The following is an 18,427-nucleotide window of genomic DNA, read 5'->3' as shown; positions in this document are numbered from 1 at the left end:
CAGCACCGGCGGAGGCGGCCGGCAGGACGGGCGGGGAAACGGACGGGGACCCGGCTGGGAGCGGGTCCGGGCCGGGCCCGGGTCAGGCGTCGACCTTCGCCATGACCTCGTCGGACACGTCGAAGTTGGCGAAGACGTTCTGCACGTCGTCGCTGTCCTCCAGGGCGTCGATGAGCTTGAAGATCCTGCGCGCGCCCTCCTCGTCCAGCTCCACCTGCATGGTGGGCACGAAGTTGGCGTCCGCCGAGTCGTAGTCGATGCCCGCCTCCTGCAGGGCGGTGCGCACCGCGACCAGATCGCCGGGCTCGCTGACGACCTCGAAGCTCTCACCGAGGTCGTTGACCTCCTCGGCGCCCGCGTCCAGCACGGCAGCCAGCACGTCGTCCTCGGACAGCTCCCCCTTGGGGACGATGACCACGCCCTTGCGGTTGAACAGGTACGACACCGAGCCGGGATCGGCCATGGAGCCGCCGTTGCGGGTCATGGCGACACGCACGTCGGAGGCGGCGCGGTTGCGGTTGTCGGTGAGGCACTCGATCAGGACCGCCACCCCGTTGGGGCCGTACCCCTCGTACATGATCGTCTGGTACTCGGCGCCGCCGGCCTCCAGGCCCGCGCCGCGCTTGACCGCACGATCGATGTTGGTGTTGGGGACCGAGCTCTTCTTCGCCTTCTGGATGGCGTCGTACAGGGTGGGGTTGCCGTCGGGATCGGCGCCGCCGAGCCGGGCCGCGACCTCGATGTTCTTGATCAGCTTGGCGAAGAGCTTGCCGCGCTTGGCATCGATCACGGCCTTCTTGTGCTTGGTGGTTGCCCACTTGGAGTGGCCGGACACAGCCTCGCTCCTTCATGTCGCCGACGGAGGAATCAACGCGCCGATCCTACCGCCGGATCACCGTGCCGCCGCGCGCACCATGTCCGCGAAGAGCCGGTGCACCCGGTGGTCCCCGGTGAGTTCGGGGTGGAAGGCGGTGGCCAGCAGCCGGCCCTGGCGCACCGCGACGGCGTGGCCGTCGACATGCGCCAGCTCCGCCACCTCCGCTCCGGTGGACTCCACCCAGGGCGCGCGGATGAAGACGCCCTCGACCGGCCCGCCCGGCACACCCGCGACCTCGACGGCCGCCTCGAAGGACTCGTTCTGCCGGCCGAAGGCGTTGCGGCGCACGATCATGTCGATGCCGCCGACGGTCTCCTGCCCGGAGCGGGGGTCGAGGATCTTGTCCGCGAGCATGATCATGCCCGCGCAGGACCCGTAGACGGGCAGTCCCGCGCGGACCCGCTCGCGCAGCGGCTCCAGCAGCCCGAAGGCCGCGGCCAGCTTGGAGATCGTGGTGGACTCCCCGCCGGGGATCACCAGTCCGTCGACCGCGGCCAGCTCCTCGGCGCGGCGGACGGACCGCGCCGTGACCCCGGCCGCGGTGAGCGCGGTCAGATGCTCCCGTACGTCGCCCTGGAGGGCGAGGACTCCGACGGTGACATCACCGGTGACGCCGGTGACGGTGTCCGCGGTGGTGCCTGCGGTCACGGGTGTGCCTCCCTGGATGCTCGCGGGTGGACCGGGCGGCCCGCGGTGCGCGGGCCGCCCGGTGCGCCGGGCCGTGCCGGAATCGCGCGGGACGCGCTCACCAGCCCCGGCCGGCGAAGCGCTCGGCCTCGGTGAGGGTGTCGCAGTTGATGCCGACCATGGCCTCGCCCAGTCCCCGGGACACGTCCGCGACGACCTTGGGGTCGTCGTAGAAGGTGGTGGCCTTCACGATGGCGGCGGCGCGCCGGGCCGGATCGCCGGACTTGAAGATGCCCGAGCCGACGAAGACCCCCTCGGCACCGAGCTGACGCATCAGCGCGGCGTCGGCCGGGGTGGCCACACCGCCCGCGGAGAACAGCACGACCGGCAGCCTGCCGAGCTCGGCGACCTCACTGACCAGCTCGTACGGGGCGCGCAGCTCCTTGGCCGCGGCGTACAGCTCGTTGTTGTCCAGCGCGCGCAGCCGGCCGATCTCGTTCTTGATCTGGCGCAGGTGGCGGACGGCCTCGACGACGTTGCCGGTGCCGGCCTCGCCCTTGGAGCGGATCATGGCCGCGCCCTCGGCGATCCGGCGCAGGGCCTCGCCCAGGTTGGTGGCACCGCAGACGAAGGGCGTGGTGAAGGCCCACTTGTCACTGTGGTTGACCTCGTCGGCCGGGGTGAGGACCTCGGACTCGTCGATGTAGTCCACGCCGAGCGCCTGGAGCACCTGGGCCTCGACGAAGTGCCCGATACGGGACTTGGCCATCACGGGGATGGAGACGGCCCCGATGATGCCCTCGATCATGTCGGGGTCGGACATGCGGGCGACCCCGCCGTCCTTGCGGATGTCGGCGGGCACCCGCTCCAGGGCCATGACCGCGACGGCACCGGCGTCCTCGGCGATCTTCGCCTGCTCCGGTGTGACGACATCCATGATCACGCCGCCCTTGAGCTGCTCGGCCATACCGCGCTTGACGCGTGCGGTGCCGGTCGCGGGGGCGGTTTCGGACGTGCTGGAAGCGGTGCTGGGCAAGCTGGACAAGATGTGACCTCACTCGACGACGTTGGGACGGCGGCCGGGGACGTGCCCGCGGCGGGCGGCACCGGACCGCGGGACGGAACGGGCGGGAATGGGCGGAAGCGGGACCGGACGCCCGGCCGTACGGTGAACCCATCGTAGGTCCGTTCGATTCCCCTCCGGGGCCGTCACCCGGTCCAGTTCTCGGTGATCCGTACTACAGAACCGATGAAACGGGCCACTGGCCCGGACCGCAAGGGCCAATCAGAAGTCAGTGGCCTTCACGGCCGGAGCCCGTCCGGTCCGCCAGCACGGCAGGTGGCTCGTCGTCCATCTCGAACGCCAGGGGGAAGGGAGCGTGTCCGGCCAGCCGGAACCAGCGCACCTTGCGGTGGCGGCGCAGTGCGCGGGCGGCCCGTACCGCGTCGTTGTGGAAGCGGCGCGCCATCGGCACCCGGCGCACCCCGGCGGTCAGCTCCTCGACGGCCTGCTCGCCGCCCGGTGCCGCCCGGACCGCCTCCAGCTGGGCGCTCTCGGCGAACACCGCCCGCAGCGCCTGACTGAGCTCGCTCTCGGCGACCTCCCGCTGCTCCTCCTCGGCCTGCCGGGCGTCATGGGCGGCCTGGTACAGCAGGATCGACGCGGCCGGGTCGAGCACTCCGGCGGTGGCCAGTTCCTGGGCCACCGAGGCACGCCGCAGCAACTGCGCGTCCAGCGCGGCCCGGGCCGCGTCGATCCGGGCGTGCAGCCGGTCCAGCCGCCCGGCGGTCCAGCTCAGGTAGCAGGCGACGAGCAGCAGCGCCGCCGCGATCCAGATGATCGTGGTGGTCACGGTTTCGGTCCCCCGTCACTCATGAGTGGCTCAGTCCCTGACCAGACCCAGCCGGGCCCGCAGCCCGATCCGCTCGTCCGGCGCCACCGAGGCCGCTCCGTCGGCGACGGTCTCGTAGACGGCGAGGATGTCGGCGCCGACGGTGGGCCAGTCGAAACGGCGGACATGGCGGCTGCCCCGTTCGCGCAGCGCGGTCCGGCGGGCCGGATCGGCCAGCAGCCGCACCGCGGCGGCGGCCAGCGCGTCCGCGTCCTCGTTGGCGTACAGCTCGCCGGCCTCTCCCCCGTCCAGCACCTGGACGAAGGCGTCGAGGTCGCTGGCCAGCACCGGGGCCCCGGCGGACATCGCCTCGACGAGGATGATGCCGAAGGACTCGCCGCCGGTGTTGGGCGCGACGTACAGGTCGACGCTGCGCAGCAGCCGTGCCTTGTCCTCGTCGCCGACCATGCCCAGGAACTCCACCTGTCGGCGGAGCTCGCGCGGCAGGGAGTCGACGGCCTCCTTCTCGTCGCCGCGCCCGGCCACCAGCAGCCGGGTGCCGGGGCGTTCGGCGAGGATCCGCGGCAGGGCCCGCATCAGGACGGGCAGGCCCTTGCGGGGTTCGTCGATGCGGCCTATGAAGCCGATCGTGTCCGCCCCGTCCCGGCCCTGCCACTCGGCCCTGGGCCCGGCGCCGGCGAAGAAGCCGACGTCCACTCCGTTGGGGATGACGACCGCGTCCCCGCCCAGATGCTCCACCAGGGTGCGGCGGGCGTACTCGCTGACCGCGATCCGCGCGCTGATCTTCTCCAGCGCGGGCTGGAGGATCGGGTACGCGGCGATCATCGCCCGGGAGCGCGGGTTGGAGGTGTGGAAGGTGGCCACGATCGGCCCCTGCGCCGCCCAGCAGGCGAGCAGGGCCAGCGAGGGGGTGGCGGGCTCGTGGATGTGCAGGACGTCGAAGTCGCCCTCGTGCACCCAGCGGCGGACGCGCGCGGCGGACAGGAAACCGAAGTTCAGCCGGGCCACCGAGCCGTTGTACGGGACGGGCACGGCCCGCCCCGCGGAGACGACGTACGGCGGCAGGGGGGTCTCGTCGTCGGCCGGGGCGAGGACGGACACCTCGTGCCCGAGGTCGATCAGGTGCTGCGCCAGGTCCCGGATGTGGAACTGGACGCCGCCGGGAACGTCCCAGGAGTACGGGCAGACGATGCCGATTCTCAACGCTTCTCCGTTTCCGGGCCTGTCTCGGCGACCGCTCCGGCGGCCGCCGAGGACCGCGGCTCCAGGTCCGCCGACCACAGCCGCTGCAGCATGTGCCAGTCCTCGGGGTGCTCGGCGATACCGGCGGCGAAGCCGTCGGCCATCGCCTGGGTCATGGCGGCGGCCTTCTCCCGCCGGGTGCCCTCGGCCGGCACCTCGACGGGCGGCAGGACACGGCCCTTCATCACGGGCGGTTCGCCGAACCACAGATGGGCCGGCAGCAGCGCCGCGCCGGTCTGCAGGGCCAGCATGGCGGGTCCGGCGGGCATCCGGGCCGGCTCGCCGAAGAACTCCACCTCGATCCCGGAGGCGGACAGGTCGCGGTCGGCCACCAGGGCCACCAGCCCGCCGGCACGCAGCCGGCGGGCCAGGGTGCCGAAGGCGGCACCGCCGGTGTGCGGCAGCACCTCCATGCCCAGGCTCTCGCGGTAGGCGACGAAGCGGTCGAACAGGGACTCCGGTTCCAGCCGCTCGACGACGGTGGTGAAGGGGATGCCCAGGCCGGCGGTGAGATAGGCGCCGGCCAGGTCCCAGTTGCCCATGTGCGGCAGGGCCAGTACCACGCCGCGGCCGGAGTCGAGTGTGCCGGTGAGCCGGTCCAGGTCCTCGACGTGGACGCTCTCCCGGATGCGCCGCTCGCTCCACACCGGCAGCCGGAAGGACTCCATCCAGTAGCGCAGGTAGGAGCGCATCCCGGCGCGGGACAGCTCGGCCAGCCGCTGCGGCCCCGCGCCGGGCACGACCCGGGCGTAGTTGGCCTCCAGCCGCCGCACCCCCCGGCCCCGGCGGCGCCACGCGGCGTCGGCGACGGTACGGCCCAGGGCCGCGGCGGCGGGCTCGGGGAGCCGCCTGACCGCGCTCCAGCCGAGCCGGTACAGGCCGTCGGTCAACCGGTCCTTCACGCGTTCTCGCTCCTGTGTCCGCTCCGGCCGGACGCGGGTGTGCCGCTCCCGGACGCCCCGCCCGCCGCCGGACCGTCCGCCGGCGCCGTCCGTTCCCCGCCCGCCCGCTCCGCGGCGTCCGCCTCGGTGGCCTCCCGGCGCACGGTCACCATCCGCTGCAGGATCGTCACCAGGCTGCCCGCGGCGACCACCCACAGGGCGACGGGGAGCAGGATCCCGATGTGCGGGACGCCGAAGGTCGCCTCGAACCCGGCGAGCCCGGCGCACACCAGGCTGATCACCAGCCGCTCGGCCCGCTCGACCAGGCCGTTGACGTTCACCGGCAGACCGATGCTCTCGCCGCGCGCCTTGGTGTACGACACCACCTGGCCGCTCGCCAGGCAGAAGACCGCCACCGCGCACAGCACCGGGTCCTCGCCCCGGCCCGCGTACCACAGCGCGATCCCGCCGAAGACCGCCGCGTCCGCGACCCGGTCCAGGGTGGAGTCGAGGAAGGCGCCCCAGCGGCTGGAGCGCCCCGACTGCCGCGCCATCGTGCCGTCGACCAGGTCGGAGAAGACGAACAGCGTGATGACGACGGCGCCCCAGAAGAACTCGCCGCGCGGGAAGAAGACCAGGGCTCCCGCCATGACCCCGCCGGTGCCGATGAGGGTCACCGTGTCCGGGCTGACGCCCAGCCTGAGGAGCAGAGCGGCGAACGGCGTGAGGACACGCGTGAAGAAAGCACGCGCGTACTTGTTCAGCATGGCCTTCCCGGGGGTTGATGCGGGCCGGTGGCCAGGGAGCCGCCGGCGGGCCCATCGTAGTCAGCCCCCGCCGGCCCGCCACGGGCCGGGCACCCGGAGCCGATCATGTCCGGATACGACCGTTACGGAACCTCCCGCTCCGTGTGCGCCGAGTATCGGCATGCGCCACGTATGGACGGAGTCCGGCCCCGGTGGGACGCTCGGAAGCAGCACATCCCGTGCGAGGTGCGCGACCCATCCGATCCGAGCATCCGGCCCCGCGGGGCCGACCGGGAGGCGGAAGCCATGGGCGACAGGACGAGCACACACCCCGGGGCCGCCGGCAGGGCACCGGTGGCCGACCGGCCCGGTTCCATCCGGAACGTGGTACTGGTCGGCCACCGCGGCTCGGGGAAGACGACGCTGGTGGAGGCCCTGGCCCTGACCTCGGGCGCGGTGGGCCGCGCGGGCCGGGTCGAGGACGGCGACAGCCTCTCCGACCACGACGGGATCGAGCACCGGCAGCAGCGCTCGGTGCAGCTCTCGCTGGTGCCCGTGCAGTGGCGCGGCACCAAGATCAACCTACTGGACACCCCGGGTTACGCCGACTTCGTCGGAGAGCTGAGGGCCGGTCTGCGGGCGGCGGACGCGGCCCTCTTCGTCGTCTCCGCCGCGGACGGGGTGAACGGCTCCACCCGGTTGCTGTGGGAGGAGTGCGCGGCGGTCGGCATGCCGCGCGCCCTGGTCATCACCCATCTGGAGGCGTCGCGCGCGGACTTCGGCGAGATGACCGAGGTCTGCCGGCAGGTCTTCGGGGCCGACGACCCCGACGCCGTGCTCCCCCTGTACCTGCCCCTGCACGGGGAGCCGGGCCGCGACGGGCACGCCCCGGTCGCCGGGCTGATCGGGCTGCTGTCCCGGCGGATCTTCGACTACTCCTCCGGCGAGCGCGCCGAACGCGCCCCTGACCCCGGCCACCTGCCCCTGATCGAGGAGGCCCGCAACCGGCTCATCGAGGGCATCATCGCCGAGAGCGAGGACGAGACCCTCATGGACCGCTACCTCGGCGGCGCGGAGATCGACGTGCAGACGCTGGTCGCGGACCTGGAGAAGGCCGTCGCCCGCGGCTCCTTCCACCCCGTCCTGGCCGCCGCCCCCGCGGCGGGAGGCGCCCGGCAGGGCCTGGGCACCGTGGAACTGCTGGAACTGATCACCGGCGGTTTCCCCACCCCCGAGGAGCGGGAGATCCCGCTGGTCACCACCCCCGACGGACGGCCCCGCGCCCCCCTGTCCTGCGACCCGGACGGCCCGCTGGCGGCCGAGGTCGTCAAGACCTCCTCCGACCCCTACGTCGGCCGGATGTCGCTGGTGAGGGTCTTCTCCGGCACCCTGCGCCCGGACGCCACCGTGCACGTGTCCGGCCACGGCATGGCCGACCGCGGTCATGAGGACCACGACGAGGACGAGCGCGTCGGCGCCCTGTCCGCCCCCTTCGGCAGGCAGCAGCGGCAGCTGCCCAGGGCCGTCGCGGGCGATCTGGCCTGTGTCGCCAAACTCTCCCGGGCCGAGACCGGCGACACCCTGTCGGACAAGGACGACCCGCTGCTGATGGAGCCCTGGGTGATGCCCGACCCGCTGCTGCCGGTCGCCGTCGAGGCGCACGGCCGGGCCGACGAGGACCGGCTCTCCCAGGGGCTGGCCCGGCTGACCGCCGAGGATCCCACCCTGCGCCTGGAGCAGAACCCCGACACCCGCCAGGTGGTGCTGTGGTGCATGGGCGAGGCGCACCGGGACGTGGCACTGGAGCGGCTGCGCACCCGCTGCGGGGTGCGGGTGGACGCCGTGCCCCACAAGGTGGCCCTGCGCGAGACCTTCGCCGAGCCGGCCGCCGGGCGCGGCCGGCACGTCAAGCAGTCCGGCGGCCACGGCCAGTACGCCGTCTGCGAGATCACCGTGGAGCCGCTGCCGGCCGGCTCCGGCATCGAGTTCGTCGACCGGGTGGTGGGCGGTGCCGTACCGCGCCAGTTCATCCCTTCGGTGGAGAAGGGCGTACGGGCCCAGGCCGCGCGCGGGGTGGCCGCCGGGCACCCGCTGGTGGACTTCCGGGTCACGCTCACCGACGGCAAGGCGCACTCGGTGGACTCCTCCGACGCCGCCTTCCAGACGGCCGGCGCCCTGGCCCTGCGCGAGGCGGCCTCCGGAGCGCGGATCCATCTGCTGGAGCCGGTCGCCGAGGTGCGGGTGTCGGTGCCCGACGAGTACGTGGGCACGGTGATGAGCGATCTGTCGGGCCGGCGCGGCAGGGTCGTCGGCACCGAGCAGATCCCCGGCGGCACCACCCTGGTCCGCGCGGAGGTCCCGGAGACCGGGCTCGACCGCTACGCGGTGGACCTGCGGTCCCTCACCCACGGCACGGGCCGGTTCGCCCGCTCCTACGCGCGCCACGAGCCGGTGCCGCGGCAACTGGCCGCCAGGATCCGCGAGCAGGCCGAAAGCGGCGTGGTGTGACGACGGATTGAGGCTACGCTGAAACGGAACGCGCAACCGCACGCGCAACGGCACGCACCCGGGCGCGTCGGTGCGCAACAGGTGTACGGCGGGCCCGGGTTGGGAACGGTGGAGACGGTCCTGTCGCCGGACGGCAGAGCGGAGTGGGGGCACCATTGGCGGGCTTCGATGACGGCGCGGGCGCGTACGACTTCAGTCCCGGTGCGCAGATCCCGCTGACCGGGAGCGGCGGGCAGACCGCGCCCACCCAGGCGCTCGCCTCGGCCGCCTACCGCGACGGCCCGGTGACGGACCTGACCGCGGCGAACGAGAACGCCAAGGTCTCGGCACCCCGGTTCTCGCTCTTCGAGCCGAACCTGGGCGAGGCCTTCGCCCGGGCCGTCCAGACGCGGATGCTCGGCGCCGGCCGCAAACCGCTGATCCAGTCCTTCGGCTGCGAGCCGCAGACCGTGGTCGAGCACTGCCTGGCGGCCAACCGCATCCGCCGGGAGCGGGACATCCGGCTCACCGCCGTGATGGTGGTCTTCGGGCTGCTCTTCCTGCCCGGCGTCCTGCTGTGGCTCGGCGGGTTCCAGCTGCGCCGGACCCTGGCGGGTGCCCAGGACAAGAGCTCCGGGCTGCTGGGCGCCGTCGCGATCGCCGCGCTGGGCGTGCTCGCGGTGATCTTCGTCGTCATGCTGCCGTTCACCGGGTTCTGGGGGATCTACCTGCGCGTCATGCTGGTCGCCCCGGTCGTCGGCTGGCTGCTGGCCAAACGGATCTGCGAGCGCTACGCCAAGGATCTGCGGTCCCGCTGGGCGGGGCTGCTCAGCGGCGGCGGCATAGGCGCCAAGATCCCCGAGGCCGTGCCGCACGCCCCCGGGGACGCGGGTGCCGAGACGATCCGGCTGAACCTGGCCAAGCTGGCGGCCGAGCAGCGCAGCAATCTCGTCTTCTACGCCGGCCCCAAGGGCATCCTCGGCATGGGTACCCGCTGGGGAAGCTGGCAGCTCGCCGAGGAGCTGGTGCCCGCCGAGCCCGGCAGCGAGATCAACCCCTTCCGCAGCTGGGACGTGGCCCGCGCGATCCACGACCGGCTGCGCCTGCTGGAGCGCACCCCGGTGCACACCGGGGGCTTCCCCGCCCCCGTCGTCCGGCACTGGGTCGTCGCACCGATCGGGGAGGGCGCCGGCGAAGTGTCCCGTCCGGACGGCCAGGAGGTCGAGGCGTACAGCTTCAAGGACTTCGAGGTCCAGCGGATCTGCAACGAGCAGCAGTTCGGCAGCGGCAACCGCCACTACCTCGGTGTCCAGTTCATCCTGTGGGACGGCCAGCTGGTGCTGACCATGCTGGTCAACGTGACCCTCCTCCACCACACCCTGCGCATCGAGGTCACCGGCCACGCGCTGGGCCCGGTGCACCCGGCCTTCTTCGGCAAGCCCTCACCGAGGAAGAAGACGGTCTCCAAGTCGGTCCGGTTCTGGGAGACCAAGGACATCGAGCTCCCCCTGATCGAGGCCAAGGAGGTGGTGCGGCTGGCGGCCCGCGCCCCGCTGACCTGGTTCCCGCCGGTGCTGGACTTCCTGGGCGGCAAGCTGTCCCTGCCCGAGCCCTTCGGGCTGCGGCACGTGTGGGCCGACAAGCCGTGGCGGCACCGCTTCATGGCCGACGACGCCCTGCGGACGGCCACACCGGTGCTGCGGGCGGTGCACGCGGCGGTCCTGAAGGTGCTGCAGGAGAACGGCGTGGACACCGAGAAGTTCGGTGCCCGCTCGCTGGCGCTCAGCGGTCAGGTGCAGGCCGCCGAACCGGGGCAGCCGGACCTCTACAACCTCTGACCCGGCCCCTGACGGCCCCGTTCCCCGGTGCGCGCCGGACGACGCGAACCGCCCCGCCCCCTGCCGGGACGGGGCGGCCGGGTTCGCCGTCGCGGAGCCGCCGCCGGGTCTCAGCCGGCGGGCCAGGCCTCGGCGAGCATCCGGCGGGTGTCGGCCAGGAGCTGGGGCAGCACCCTGGTGTGCCCCACCACCGGCATGAAGTTGGTGTCCCCTCCCCAGCGCGGCACGATGTGCTGGTGCAGATGGGCGGCGATCCCGGCGCCCGCCACCGCACCCTGGTTCATCCCGATGTTGAACCCCTGCGCCCCGGAGGCCGCGCGCAGCGCCCGCATCGCCCGCTTGGTGTGCTCGGCCAGTTCCGCCGTCTCCTCGTCCGTGAGGTCGGTGTAGTCGGCGACGTGCCGGAAGGGGACCACCATCAGATGGCCACCGGTGTACGGATAGAGGTTGAGCACCGCGTAGACGTACTCGCCTCGGGCGAGCACCAGCCCGTCCTCGTCGGACTTGGCCGGGATGGAGCAGAACGGGCAGCCGTCGCCGGCCCCCGGGCCGCTCGGCTTGTTCTCCCCCTGGATGTAGGCCATCCGGTGGGGCGTCCACAGGCGCTGAAAGGCGTCCGGCGACCCCACTCCGATCTGCTGCTCCGGCTCGCTGCTCATGCTGGCCAGCATAAAGCGCCCACCGGTGGCCGTACGCCCCGCGGGGACGGCTCCACCGGAGGCCGTCCCCGCGGGAGTCCCCGCTGCCGCGGGGACCGGGTCACACCTGGATCCGGCGCTCCACCGCGTCGGCGATCTCGGCGATCGCCTCGTCACGCGGAACGCCGTTCTTCTGCGAGCCGTCCCGGTAACGGAAGCTGACCGCCCCGGCCGCCATGTCCTCGTCCCCGGCGATGACCATGAACGGCACCTTGTTCTTCTGCGCGTTCCTGATCTTCTTCTGCATCCGGTCCGCGGAGGAGTCCACCTCCACCCGCAGCCCGGCGGCCTTCGCCCGCACGGCGAACTCCTCCAGATACGGGACGTGCGCGTCACCGATCGGGATGCCGACCGCCTGGACCGGAGCCAGCCAGGCCGGGAAGGCACCCGCGTAGTGCTCCAGCAGCACGGCGAAGAACCGCTCGATACTGCCGAACAGCGCCCGGTGGATCATCACCGGCCGCTGCCGGGAGCCGTCGGGGGCGGTGTACTCCAGGTCGAAGAGCTCGGGAAGGTTGAAGTCGACCTGGATGGTGGACATCTGCCAGGTCCGGCCGATGGCGTCCCGCGCCTGCACCGAGATCTTCGGCCCGTAGAAGGCGGCGCCACCCGGGTCCATGACCAGTTCCAGCCCCTGCTTTCCGGCGGCCCGGCGCAGGATCTCGGTGGCCTCCTCCCAGTTCTCGTCCGTCCCGACGAACTTCTCCGGGTCCTTGGTGGACAGCTCCAGGTAGAAGTCCGCCAGGCCGTAGTCGCGCAGCAGGTCGAGCACGAAGGTCAGCAGCGAGTCGAGCTCGTCCGCCATCTGCTCCCTGGTGCAGTAGATGTGCGCGTCGTCCTGGGTGAAGCCCCGCGCCCGGGTCAGACCGTGCACGACACCCGACTTCTCGTAGCGGTACACGGTGCCGAACTCGAACAGCCGCAGGGGCAGCTCGCGGTACGAACGCCCCCGCGCGTCGAAGATCAGGTTGTGCATGGGGCAGTTCATGGGCTTGAGGTAGTAGTCCACGCCCTCGTCGAGCTTCATGGGCGGGTACATGCCGTCGGCGTACCAGTCCAGGTGGCCCGACTTCTCGAAGAGCTTCCCCTTGGTGGCGTGCGGGGTGTAGACGAACTCGTAGCCCGCCTCCTCGTGGCGCCTGCGGGAGTAGTCCTCCATGGTGCGGCGGATGATGCCGCCCCTGGGGTGGAAGACCGCGAGGCCCGAGCCGATCTCCTCCGGGATGGAGAACAGGTCCAGCTCGGCGCCGAGCTTGCGGTGGTCGCGCTTCTCGGCCTCCGCCAGGAACTCCAGATACGCCTTCAGCTCGTCCTTCGACGGCCAGGCGGTGCCGTAGATCCGCTGGAGCTGCGGGTTCTTCTCACTGCCCCGCCAGTAGGCGGCGGCCGAGCGCATCAGTCTGAACGCCGGGATGGTGCGGGTGGTCGGCAGGTGCGGGCCGCGGCACAGGTCCTTCCAGCACAGCTCGCCCGTCTTGGCGTCGAGGTTGTCGTAGATGGTCAGCTCGCCCGTACCGACCTCGGCCGACGCTCCCTCGGCGGCCTCGGCGGCGTTGCCCTTGAGCCCGATCAGCTCCAGCTTGTACGGCTCCGCGGCCAGCTCCTCGCGGGCCTCCTCGTCGCCGGTCACCCGGCGGGAGAAGCGCTGGCCGCGTTTGACGATCTCCTGCATCCGCTTCTCGATGCGCTTGAGGTCCTCCGGGGTGAACGGCTCGGGGACGTCGAAGTCGTAGTAGAAGCCGTCCTTGACGGGCGGGCCGATGCCGAGTTTGGCCTCGGGGAAGAGGTCCTGCACGGCCTGGGCCATGACGTGCGCGGTGGAGTGCCGCAGGATGTCCAGCCCGTCGGGGCTGGACATCTCCACCGGCTCGACCTCGTCGCCGTCGGCGACCTCGTACGCCAGGTCCTTCAGCTGCCCGGCGACGCGGGCGGCGACGACGGAGCGGTCGCCCTCGAAGAGTGCGGCGGCCGTGGTGCCCGTGGTCACCACGCGCTCTTCCCGCTCGGAATCGCGTTGGATGATCACACGGACGTCCGTCACCGGTCTCTCCTGACTGCCTGCTGTCTCGGTGCGCGTCAGCGATCGCTGCGCTCCGTGAATCGTACCGAGCCGGGCGCCCCGCCCGCGAAACGATTGCGGCCCCCGGAACGGCCGGGGACGGCGGGTGGAACCGGTCCCGTCCGGAGACGGGACCGGCGTGCCGGATGGCGGCCCCGAGAGTGCCCGTCCCTGCCCCGGCACGCAACCCCCCGGACAAGGGCGGCGCGGACGCGAGAACCGCGAGAACCACGAGAACGGGGAGCCGGCCCCTCCATGAGGGACCGGCTCCCCGGTGCTGTGGGCGATACTGGGATCGAACCAGTGACCTCTTCGGTGTGAACGAAGCGCTCTCCCGCTGAGCTAATCGCCCTCGTGGTGCCTCGGCACGACGAGAACCATACAGGGCGGCCGGGCGTTCATCCAAACCGCTTCCGCCCCGGCCCACCGCGCCGCCGGCCGGCGGCGCGGTGGGCACCCTCCGGCGCGCGTCGCCGGGGAAGGGCCGGCAGTCCCGGCAGCCACCCGCGGACCTCCGCCTCCGGCCGCCCGTATGCGCGCGGAACACGGGGAGTTCCGGCGGGCGCCCGGCGGAATGCCTTTCGCGGCACGGGAGTTGGCTTCCGTATGGAATTCACCGCGCTCACGTTCCAGGAGAAGACGACGCCCGGCGGGCCGCCGTTTTCCCGCCGGGAGCGGCAAAGCGGCGGCGACACCACGCGGCCGGGTCCCCGGAAGGCTCTGCGGCCTTCCGGGGACCCGGTCGTCGGTGGGCGATACTGGGATCGAACCAGTGACCTCTTCGGTGTGAACGAAGCGCTCTCCCGCTGAGCTAATCGCCCTCGTGGCGCCGCCAACATTACCGTATGTCAGCGGCTGCTCGTGCCCCCGGAGCCCTCGGGCGCCGGGGAACCGCCGCCCCGCCCCGGTCGGCCCTCAGTAGGAGACCTCCCACGGCATCGCCAGCCCGTACCGGTACAGGTAGACGCCCACCAGGACCGCCGCGACGGCGACGCCGGTCCCCGTGAGGAGCATGTTGCGCCGCCGCACCTTCGGGTCCAGCGCGCGCCTGGCCGCCTCGGACACCTTGCGCCGCGTCCAGCGCAGGACGACCTGCGCCCAGACGAACTCGGTCGCCCAGATCGCCAGCCCCGCGAAGATCACGAACCAGCCCGGGCCGGGGAGGACGAGCATCAGCGCTCCGGCGACCACCACGGCGAGCCCGGCCAGGAAGATCACTACCTGCCAGCTCAGATGGAGCGCCCGGGAGGATCTGACGAACCGCGGAGCCCGTGAACCGAGGGCCCGTTCCTTACTCTCGGTTTCCACCCGCCCCAGACTACCCGAGCCCTCACCGGGATTCGCCGGGATGGCGGCCATCCCAAAACACCATTCCTCCATCCGAATGATGCCAAGGAAAACAAAAAGGGCAGAGGGGTTTACAACCGTCCCGTAGGTGGCATGTCGATTTGGCCGACGTGCGAATCCCCGAGCGCACACTGAGCGAAAGGCCCTGGCGCTTATGAACACCACGGTCAGCTGCGAGCTGCACCTGCGCCTCGTTGTATCGAGCGAGTCCTCCCTGCCCGTGCCCGCGGGCCTGCGGTATGACACGGCCGACCCCTATGCCGTCCACGCCACCTTCCACACCGGCGCCGAGGAGACAGTCGAGTGGGTGTTCGCCCGCGATCTCCTCGCGGAGGGTCTGCACCGCCCGACAGGTACGGGCGACGTCCGTGTGTGGCCGTCCCGCAGCCACGGTCAGGGCGTCGTCTGCATCGCTCTCAGCTCCCCGGAGGGCGAGGCACTGCTGGAGGCCCCCGCGCGGGCCCTGGAGTCCTTCCTCAAGCGAACCGACGCCGCGGTGCCCCCCGGCACCGAACACCGGCACTTCGACCTCGACACCGAGCTCTCGCACATCCTCGCGGAGAGCTGACAGACGCCGGATCCCCCTGCCGTCCGACTCGGGGCGACGGCTCGGGGACCGGCCCACCTCCCACCGGCGAAGGCGCCGCCGCCACGGATCACCATGGCGGCGGCGCCGCCACGGCACGGCAGCGACTAAAGTCTCCCGGCAGCGAGGCCCACGGGGCCGCCGACGGAAGACATCCGGCCAGGGAGCGACGACCGTGCTGATCAACCACGACACCCGGTGTGCGCTCGACTGTGTCGTCGACCTGCTGAACACCGCTCCCGACGAGCACTCCCCCGACACCCTCACCGACGTCGACGCCCTGTGCTCCTTCGTCGAGCGCAACGCCGTCAGCGGCGTCGCGGAACTGGGCGAGGCGGATCTGACCGCCGTACGGGAGGTGCGCGAGCGGCTCGGGGGGGTTTTCGCCGCACCCGACGCGCGCGGCGCGGCCGAACTGGTCAACGCGCTGGTCGCCGCGGCCGGCACCACCCCCCAGCTCACCGACCACGACGGCTACGACTGGCACATCCACTACTTCGCGCCCGGCGCCTCCGTGGCCGACCACATCGCCGCCGACGGGGGCATGGCCCTGGCCTTCCTGCTGGTCGCCGGGGAGCTCGAGCGGCTGCGCCGCTGCGCGGCGCCGGACTGCCGCCGCGCCTTCATCGACCTGTCCCGCAACCGCTCGCGTCGCTACTGCGACAGCCGCACCTGCGGCAACCGGCTGCATGTGGCCGCCTACCGGGCACGACAGCGCGAATCCGCCGAGTCCGCCGCCGAGGCGGCGAGGAGCTGACACCGCCGCGCGGACCGCGCCGGGCGCCGCGGGCGGCACACGGCACCGCCGGCGGGAACTCAGAGCAGGAACAGGTCGTGCGCCGCGGCCAGGAAGACCAGTGTGCCGACGACGGCCAGGAAGAGCATCAGCGGGGGCTGGGAGAGGGCGAACAGGCAGCCCCGGGGCTCCGGGCGGCCGCCGGGCGGTCCGCCGGTCCGGGAGTCGGGCCGACGCTCTGACTGGGAGTGGGGGAGGCGATCCTCGGTGGTGCTTTGCATCTCGCCGAGATGATGACGCACGACGAGCCGCCACTCGGTTCAACACACCTTTGGATCATCGGAGTTCACCGGATTCAGATACCGTGTTTCTTCAGGATCGCCTCGATGTCCGAGAAGTCGTCGTCCGGGGCCGCCGCGTCTCCCTTCCCGCGCCCGCCGCCGACCGCCGGGCGGGAGGGACCGGATCCCCCCACGGGCCGGTCCGCGGGCCGGTCCGCGGGCCGGTCCGCCGCCGCGCGGCTCCGCGACCGTCCACCCGCGAACCGGGCCACCACGTAGAGCACCACCGCGAGGGCGAGCACCCCGAATCCCGCCCAGACCGTGGGTTCCAGTACCAGGCCGGAAGCCCAGGACGCCACCGCTCCCCCGACCTCGCCGAACAGTTCCACCAGGCCGGACATCGCCAGTCCGACGGGCACCAGGGCGAGGGCGGCGATACGGGTGGCGGCGACGAAGCGCCGGCGCCAGGCCGTCAGGAAGGCGACGGCCAGGCCCGCCGCGGAGAGCGCCGCACAGACGGTCGTGGTCAGCATGTCTCCATGGTGCCCCGTTCGCCCCCGTACGGGCCATGCCCCCGCCGGGGTTCCGGGGAGAACTCCGGGATCCCTCCTCCTGCGGACCGATGCCCGTGCCACCCGCGCTCCTTCCCGGCCCCTCCTCCCGGTGCCGGGCCGCCGTGCCGGAGGCTGGAAGACTGTCCCCATGCATGACACCAGCCCCTCCCAGCCGGACCGCCCGGTCGTCCTCGACTTCTGGTGCGAGCTGCAGCGCCCCGACTGCCACCGTGCCCTGGCCGACGTACGCACGCTGCGCGAGCGCTACGGCGACGCCCTGGAGGTGCGGCTGCGCCACTTCCCCCTGGAGCGGCACCGCCACGCCTACGCCGCCGCACAGGCCGCCGAGGAGGCGTACGCGCAGGGCCGCGGCGAGGAGTACGTCGCGGCGGTCCTGGCCCGGGCGGACCGGCTGGGCACCCGCGGCGAGGAACTGCTGCTCGAGGTGGCCCGGGAGCTGGGTCTGGACGCCGAGGAGGTGGACACCGCGCTGATCGACGGGCGGCATCTGCTGATCGTCGACGCCGACCAGGCCGAGGGCCGGGCGATCGGGGTCACCGGCACCCCCACCTATGTGATCGGCGGCGAGCTGCTGGACGGCGGGAAGGACCAGACGGGGCTGCGCGAGCGGATCACGGAGATCGCCGACCGGCTGCTGGCCCGGGACGGGGTCTGACCGGCCGCGGCCCGCCCCGGTCCCCGGTGACGGCCGCCCCTCGGGACGGCACCGGGCCCCACAGGCCGCCGCGGGCCGTCACAACAGCGGCTTGCGCAGATGGTGGGCGGTCGGCCGGTAGCCGAGCGACTCGTACAGCCGCAGGGCCGGGACGTTGTCCGTGAAGACGTTCAGGCCGAGGGTGCGCCGTCCGGCCGCCGCGCACTCTCGCTCGGCGCCGAGCATTAGGGTCCGGCCGTGGCCCCGGCCGCGGTGCTCCGGAGCCACCTCGACCCGGTAGACCCAGCCCTCGCACTCCGGGACGGAGGACGGCCCCAGCCACAGGGTGCCGACGTCCGCTCCGCCGTGGACCAGGACGCGCAGGGCGACCCCGGCCGTCTCCGGCCCGTCGGGCAGCGGCGCGGCGTACCGCCGTCCGACACCCCGCTCGGCCAGCTCGGGCGGTATCCCCTCCCCGATCCACAACCGGACGTACTCGGTCCGGCACGCCTCCAGCCACGCCGGGTACTCCGCCGCGGTCATCGGGCGCAGCACGCCACCGGCGGGCGGTCCGGAAGGCACACCGGCGGGCCCGGCGGCGGTCGGCGGCGAGAGGTTCTTGACCATGGTCCGGCTGCGCTCGGTGTAGCCCAGGGCGGCGGCGAGTCCCAGTGCGGGCCCGGCCGCCGCCGGGACGCTCGCCTCCACCCGGCGGCAGCCCCAGCCGCGCAGTACCTCCTCCGCGGCGAGGGCGGCGACGGTGGCCCGGCCCCGGCGGCGGTCGGACTCGTGCACGGTGAGGTTCTCCAGGCGGCCGGTGACCGGACCGAAGCGCTCGTCCGTGCCCAGCAGCACACCGCCGACGGGGCGGCCGTTGACGCAGATGTCGTACGGGCGGCGGCGGGCACCGTCCGCGGTGCGCCGCTCGGGCCCGGTGGGGCGCAGGGTGGTGGTCATCGT

General features: G+C 72.8%; 18 protein-coding genes and 2 tRNA genes. 5 read left to right on the top strand and 15 right to left on the bottom strand.

All coding sequences use genetic code 11. The features are described 5' to 3' along the window. Positions 1-82 precede the first annotated feature (82 nt). The 7 genes from CUT44_RS25520 to pgsA form a co-directional block, all read right to left on the bottom strand. The gene (locus CUT44_RS25520; protein ID WP_100204272.1) at positions 83-835 is read right to left on the bottom strand and encodes a YebC/PmpR family DNA-binding transcriptional regulator; all 753 of its coding nucleotides are present in this window, start codon (positions 833-835) and stop codon (positions 83-85) included. Between the two features lie 57 nt (positions 836-892). Next, complete coding sequence (gene pdxT, locus CUT44_RS25515; RefSeq protein ID WP_100204271.1) at positions 893-1,525, bottom strand: pyridoxal 5'-phosphate synthase glutaminase subunit PdxT; 633 nt, start codon at positions 1,523-1,525, stop codon at positions 893-895. Between the two features lie 97 nt (positions 1,526-1,622). Next, a complete protein-coding gene (gene pdxS, locus CUT44_RS25510; protein WP_199185836.1) occupies positions 1,623-2,549 on the bottom strand; it encodes a pyridoxal 5'-phosphate synthase lyase subunit PdxS in 927 nt (308 codons plus the stop codon). A 247-nt stretch (positions 2,550-2,796) separates the two neighbouring features. Further along, the gene (locus CUT44_RS25505) at positions 2,797-3,357 is read right to left on the bottom strand and encodes a LemA family protein (RefSeq protein ID WP_100204269.1); all 561 of its coding nucleotides are present in this window, start codon (positions 3,355-3,357) and stop codon (positions 2,797-2,799) included. Positions 3,358-3,387: 30 nt separating this feature from the next. Then, on the bottom strand, positions 3,388-4,560 hold the full coding sequence (locus CUT44_RS25500) for a glycosyltransferase family 4 protein (RefSeq protein WP_100204268.1): 1,173 nt from the start codon (positions 4,558-4,560) through the stop codon (positions 3,388-3,390). Next, entirely contained in the window at positions 4,557-5,501 is a 945-nt protein-coding gene (locus CUT44_RS34270) for a phosphatidylinositol mannoside acyltransferase (protein WP_100204267.1), read from the bottom strand. Before CUT44_RS34270 ends, CUT44_RS25500 begins: the two co-directional genes overlap by 4 nt. Then, positions 5,498-6,247: a phosphatidylinositol phosphate synthase gene (gene pgsA, locus CUT44_RS34265; protein ID WP_100204266.1), complete on the bottom strand. Its 750-nt coding sequence runs from the start codon at positions 6,245-6,247 to the stop codon at positions 5,498-5,500. Before pgsA ends, CUT44_RS34270 begins: the two co-directional genes overlap by 4 nt. 285 nt (positions 6,248-6,532) lie before the next feature. On the opposite strand from pgsA, the gene CUT44_RS25485 reads away from it, so the two are divergent. Next, complete coding sequence (locus tag CUT44_RS25485) at positions 6,533-8,734, top strand: elongation factor G-like protein EF-G2 (RefSeq protein ID WP_100204265.1); 2,202 nt, start codon at positions 6,533-6,535, stop codon at positions 8,732-8,734. 155 nt (positions 8,735-8,889) lie between these two features. After that, positions 8,890-10,551 (top strand): hypothetical protein, encoded by a 1,662-nt coding sequence (locus tag CUT44_RS25480; RefSeq protein WP_100204264.1) that lies wholly within the window; start codon positions 8,890-8,892, stop codon positions 10,549-10,551. A 110-nt stretch (positions 10,552-10,661) separates the two neighbouring features. Here the strand turns inward: CUT44_RS25480 and CUT44_RS25475 are convergent, their stop codons facing one another. The 5 genes from CUT44_RS25475 to CUT44_RS25455 all read right to left on the bottom strand — a co-directional run bounded on the left by CUT44_RS25475 (position 10,662) and on the right by CUT44_RS25455 (position 14,667). After that, entirely contained in the window at positions 10,662-11,222 is a 561-nt protein-coding gene (locus tag CUT44_RS25475) for an HIT family protein (protein ID WP_100204263.1), read from the bottom strand. An 88-nt stretch (positions 11,223-11,310) separates the two neighbouring features. Continuing rightward, on the bottom strand, positions 11,311-13,290 hold the full coding sequence (gene thrS, locus CUT44_RS25470; RefSeq protein ID WP_100204262.1) for a threonine--tRNA ligase: 1,980 nt from the start codon (positions 13,288-13,290) through the stop codon (positions 11,311-11,313). A gap of 298 nt (positions 13,291-13,588) precedes the next feature. Next, positions 13,589-13,660: transfer RNA gene (locus tag CUT44_RS25465), tRNA-Val, on the bottom strand. Between the two features lie 397 nt (positions 13,661-14,057). Then, positions 14,058-14,129 (bottom strand) — tRNA-Val (locus tag CUT44_RS25460). A gap of 94 nt (positions 14,130-14,223) precedes the next feature. Beyond that, positions 14,224-14,667 (bottom strand): TIGR02611 family protein, encoded by a 444-nt coding sequence (locus tag CUT44_RS25455; protein ID WP_100204261.1) that lies wholly within the window; start codon positions 14,665-14,667, stop codon positions 14,224-14,226. 142 nt (positions 14,668-14,809) lie between these two features. On the opposite strand from CUT44_RS25455, the gene CUT44_RS25450 reads away from it, so the two are divergent. Continuing rightward, positions 14,810-15,223: an SsgA family sporulation/cell division regulator gene (locus tag CUT44_RS25450; RefSeq protein ID WP_003959770.1), complete on the top strand. Its 414-nt coding sequence runs from the start codon at positions 14,810-14,812 to the stop codon at positions 15,221-15,223. A gap of 193 nt (positions 15,224-15,416) precedes the next feature. Further along, on the top strand, positions 15,417-15,998 hold the full coding sequence (locus CUT44_RS25445; RefSeq protein WP_100204259.1) for a CGNR zinc finger domain-containing protein: 582 nt from the start codon (positions 15,417-15,419) through the stop codon (positions 15,996-15,998). Between the two features lie 59 nt (positions 15,999-16,057). Here the strand turns inward: CUT44_RS25445 and CUT44_RS25440 are convergent, their stop codons facing one another. Together CUT44_RS25440 and CUT44_RS25435 are read right to left on the bottom strand one after the other, a co-directional pair. Beyond that, positions 16,058-16,258: a hypothetical protein gene (locus CUT44_RS25440; RefSeq protein WP_146252305.1), complete on the bottom strand. Its 201-nt coding sequence runs from the start codon at positions 16,256-16,258 to the stop codon at positions 16,058-16,060. A gap of 74 nt (positions 16,259-16,332) precedes the next feature. Continuing rightward, positions 16,333-16,791, bottom strand: coding sequence for a hypothetical protein (locus CUT44_RS25435; RefSeq protein ID WP_100204257.1), 459 nt, complete (start codon positions 16,789-16,791; stop codon positions 16,333-16,335). A 169-nt stretch (positions 16,792-16,960) separates the two neighbouring features. On the opposite strand from CUT44_RS25435, the gene CUT44_RS25430 reads away from it, so the two are divergent. Further along, entirely contained in the window at positions 16,961-17,488 is a 528-nt protein-coding gene (locus CUT44_RS25430; RefSeq protein ID WP_100204256.1) for a DsbA family protein, read from the top strand. 78 nt (positions 17,489-17,566) lie between these two features. On the opposite strand, the gene CUT44_RS25425 is transcribed toward CUT44_RS25430, so the two are convergent. Further along, positions 17,567-18,424 (bottom strand): GNAT family N-acetyltransferase, encoded by an 858-nt coding sequence (locus tag CUT44_RS25425; RefSeq protein ID WP_100204255.1) that lies wholly within the window; start codon positions 18,422-18,424, stop codon positions 17,567-17,569. Between the last annotated feature and the right edge of the window lie 3 nt (positions 18,425-18,427).

The sequence above is a fragment of the Streptomyces carminius genome (assembly GCF_002794255.1).
Taxonomy (GTDB): Bacteria; Actinomycetota; Actinomycetes; order Streptomycetales; family Streptomycetaceae; genus Streptomyces; species Streptomyces carminius.
Note: the sequence above shows the minus strand (reverse complement) of the source record. Positions and strands in the feature narration are given on the sequence as shown.

Excerpts from the sequence above, each read along its gene's own strand:
- CUT44_RS25430 (WP_100204256.1), top strand. The coding sequence starts at position 16,961 with ATGCATGACACCAGCCCCTCCCAGCCGGACCGCCCGGTCGTCCTCGAC.
- CUT44_RS25485 (WP_100204265.1), top strand. The coding sequence starts at position 6,533 with ATGGGCGACAGGACGAGCACACACCCCGGGGCCGCCGGCAGGGCACCG.
- CUT44_RS25435 (WP_100204257.1), bottom strand. The coding sequence starts at position 16,791 with ATGCTGACCACGACCGTCTGTGCGGCGCTCTCCGCGGCGGGCCTGGCC.
- CUT44_RS25440 (WP_146252305.1), bottom strand. The coding sequence starts at position 16,258 with ATGCAAAGCACCACCGAGGATCGCCTCCCCCACTCCCAGTCAGAGCGT.
- CUT44_RS25455 (WP_100204261.1), bottom strand. The coding sequence starts at position 14,667 with ATGGCCGCCATCCCGGCGAATCCCGGTGAGGGCTCGGGTAGTCTGGGG.
- pgsA (WP_100204266.1), bottom strand. The coding sequence starts at position 6,247 with ATGCTGAACAAGTACGCGCGTGCTTTCTTCACGCGTGTCCTCACGCCG.
- CUT44_RS25450 (WP_003959770.1), top strand. The coding sequence starts at position 14,810 with ATGAACACCACGGTCAGCTGCGAGCTGCACCTGCGCCTCGTTGTATCG.
- CUT44_RS25475 (WP_100204263.1), bottom strand. The coding sequence starts at position 11,222 with ATGCTGGCCAGCATGAGCAGCGAGCCGGAGCAGCAGATCGGAGTGGGG.
- CUT44_RS25425 (WP_100204255.1), bottom strand. The coding sequence starts at position 18,424 with ATGACCACCACCCTGCGCCCCACCGGGCCCGAGCGGCGCACCGCGGAC.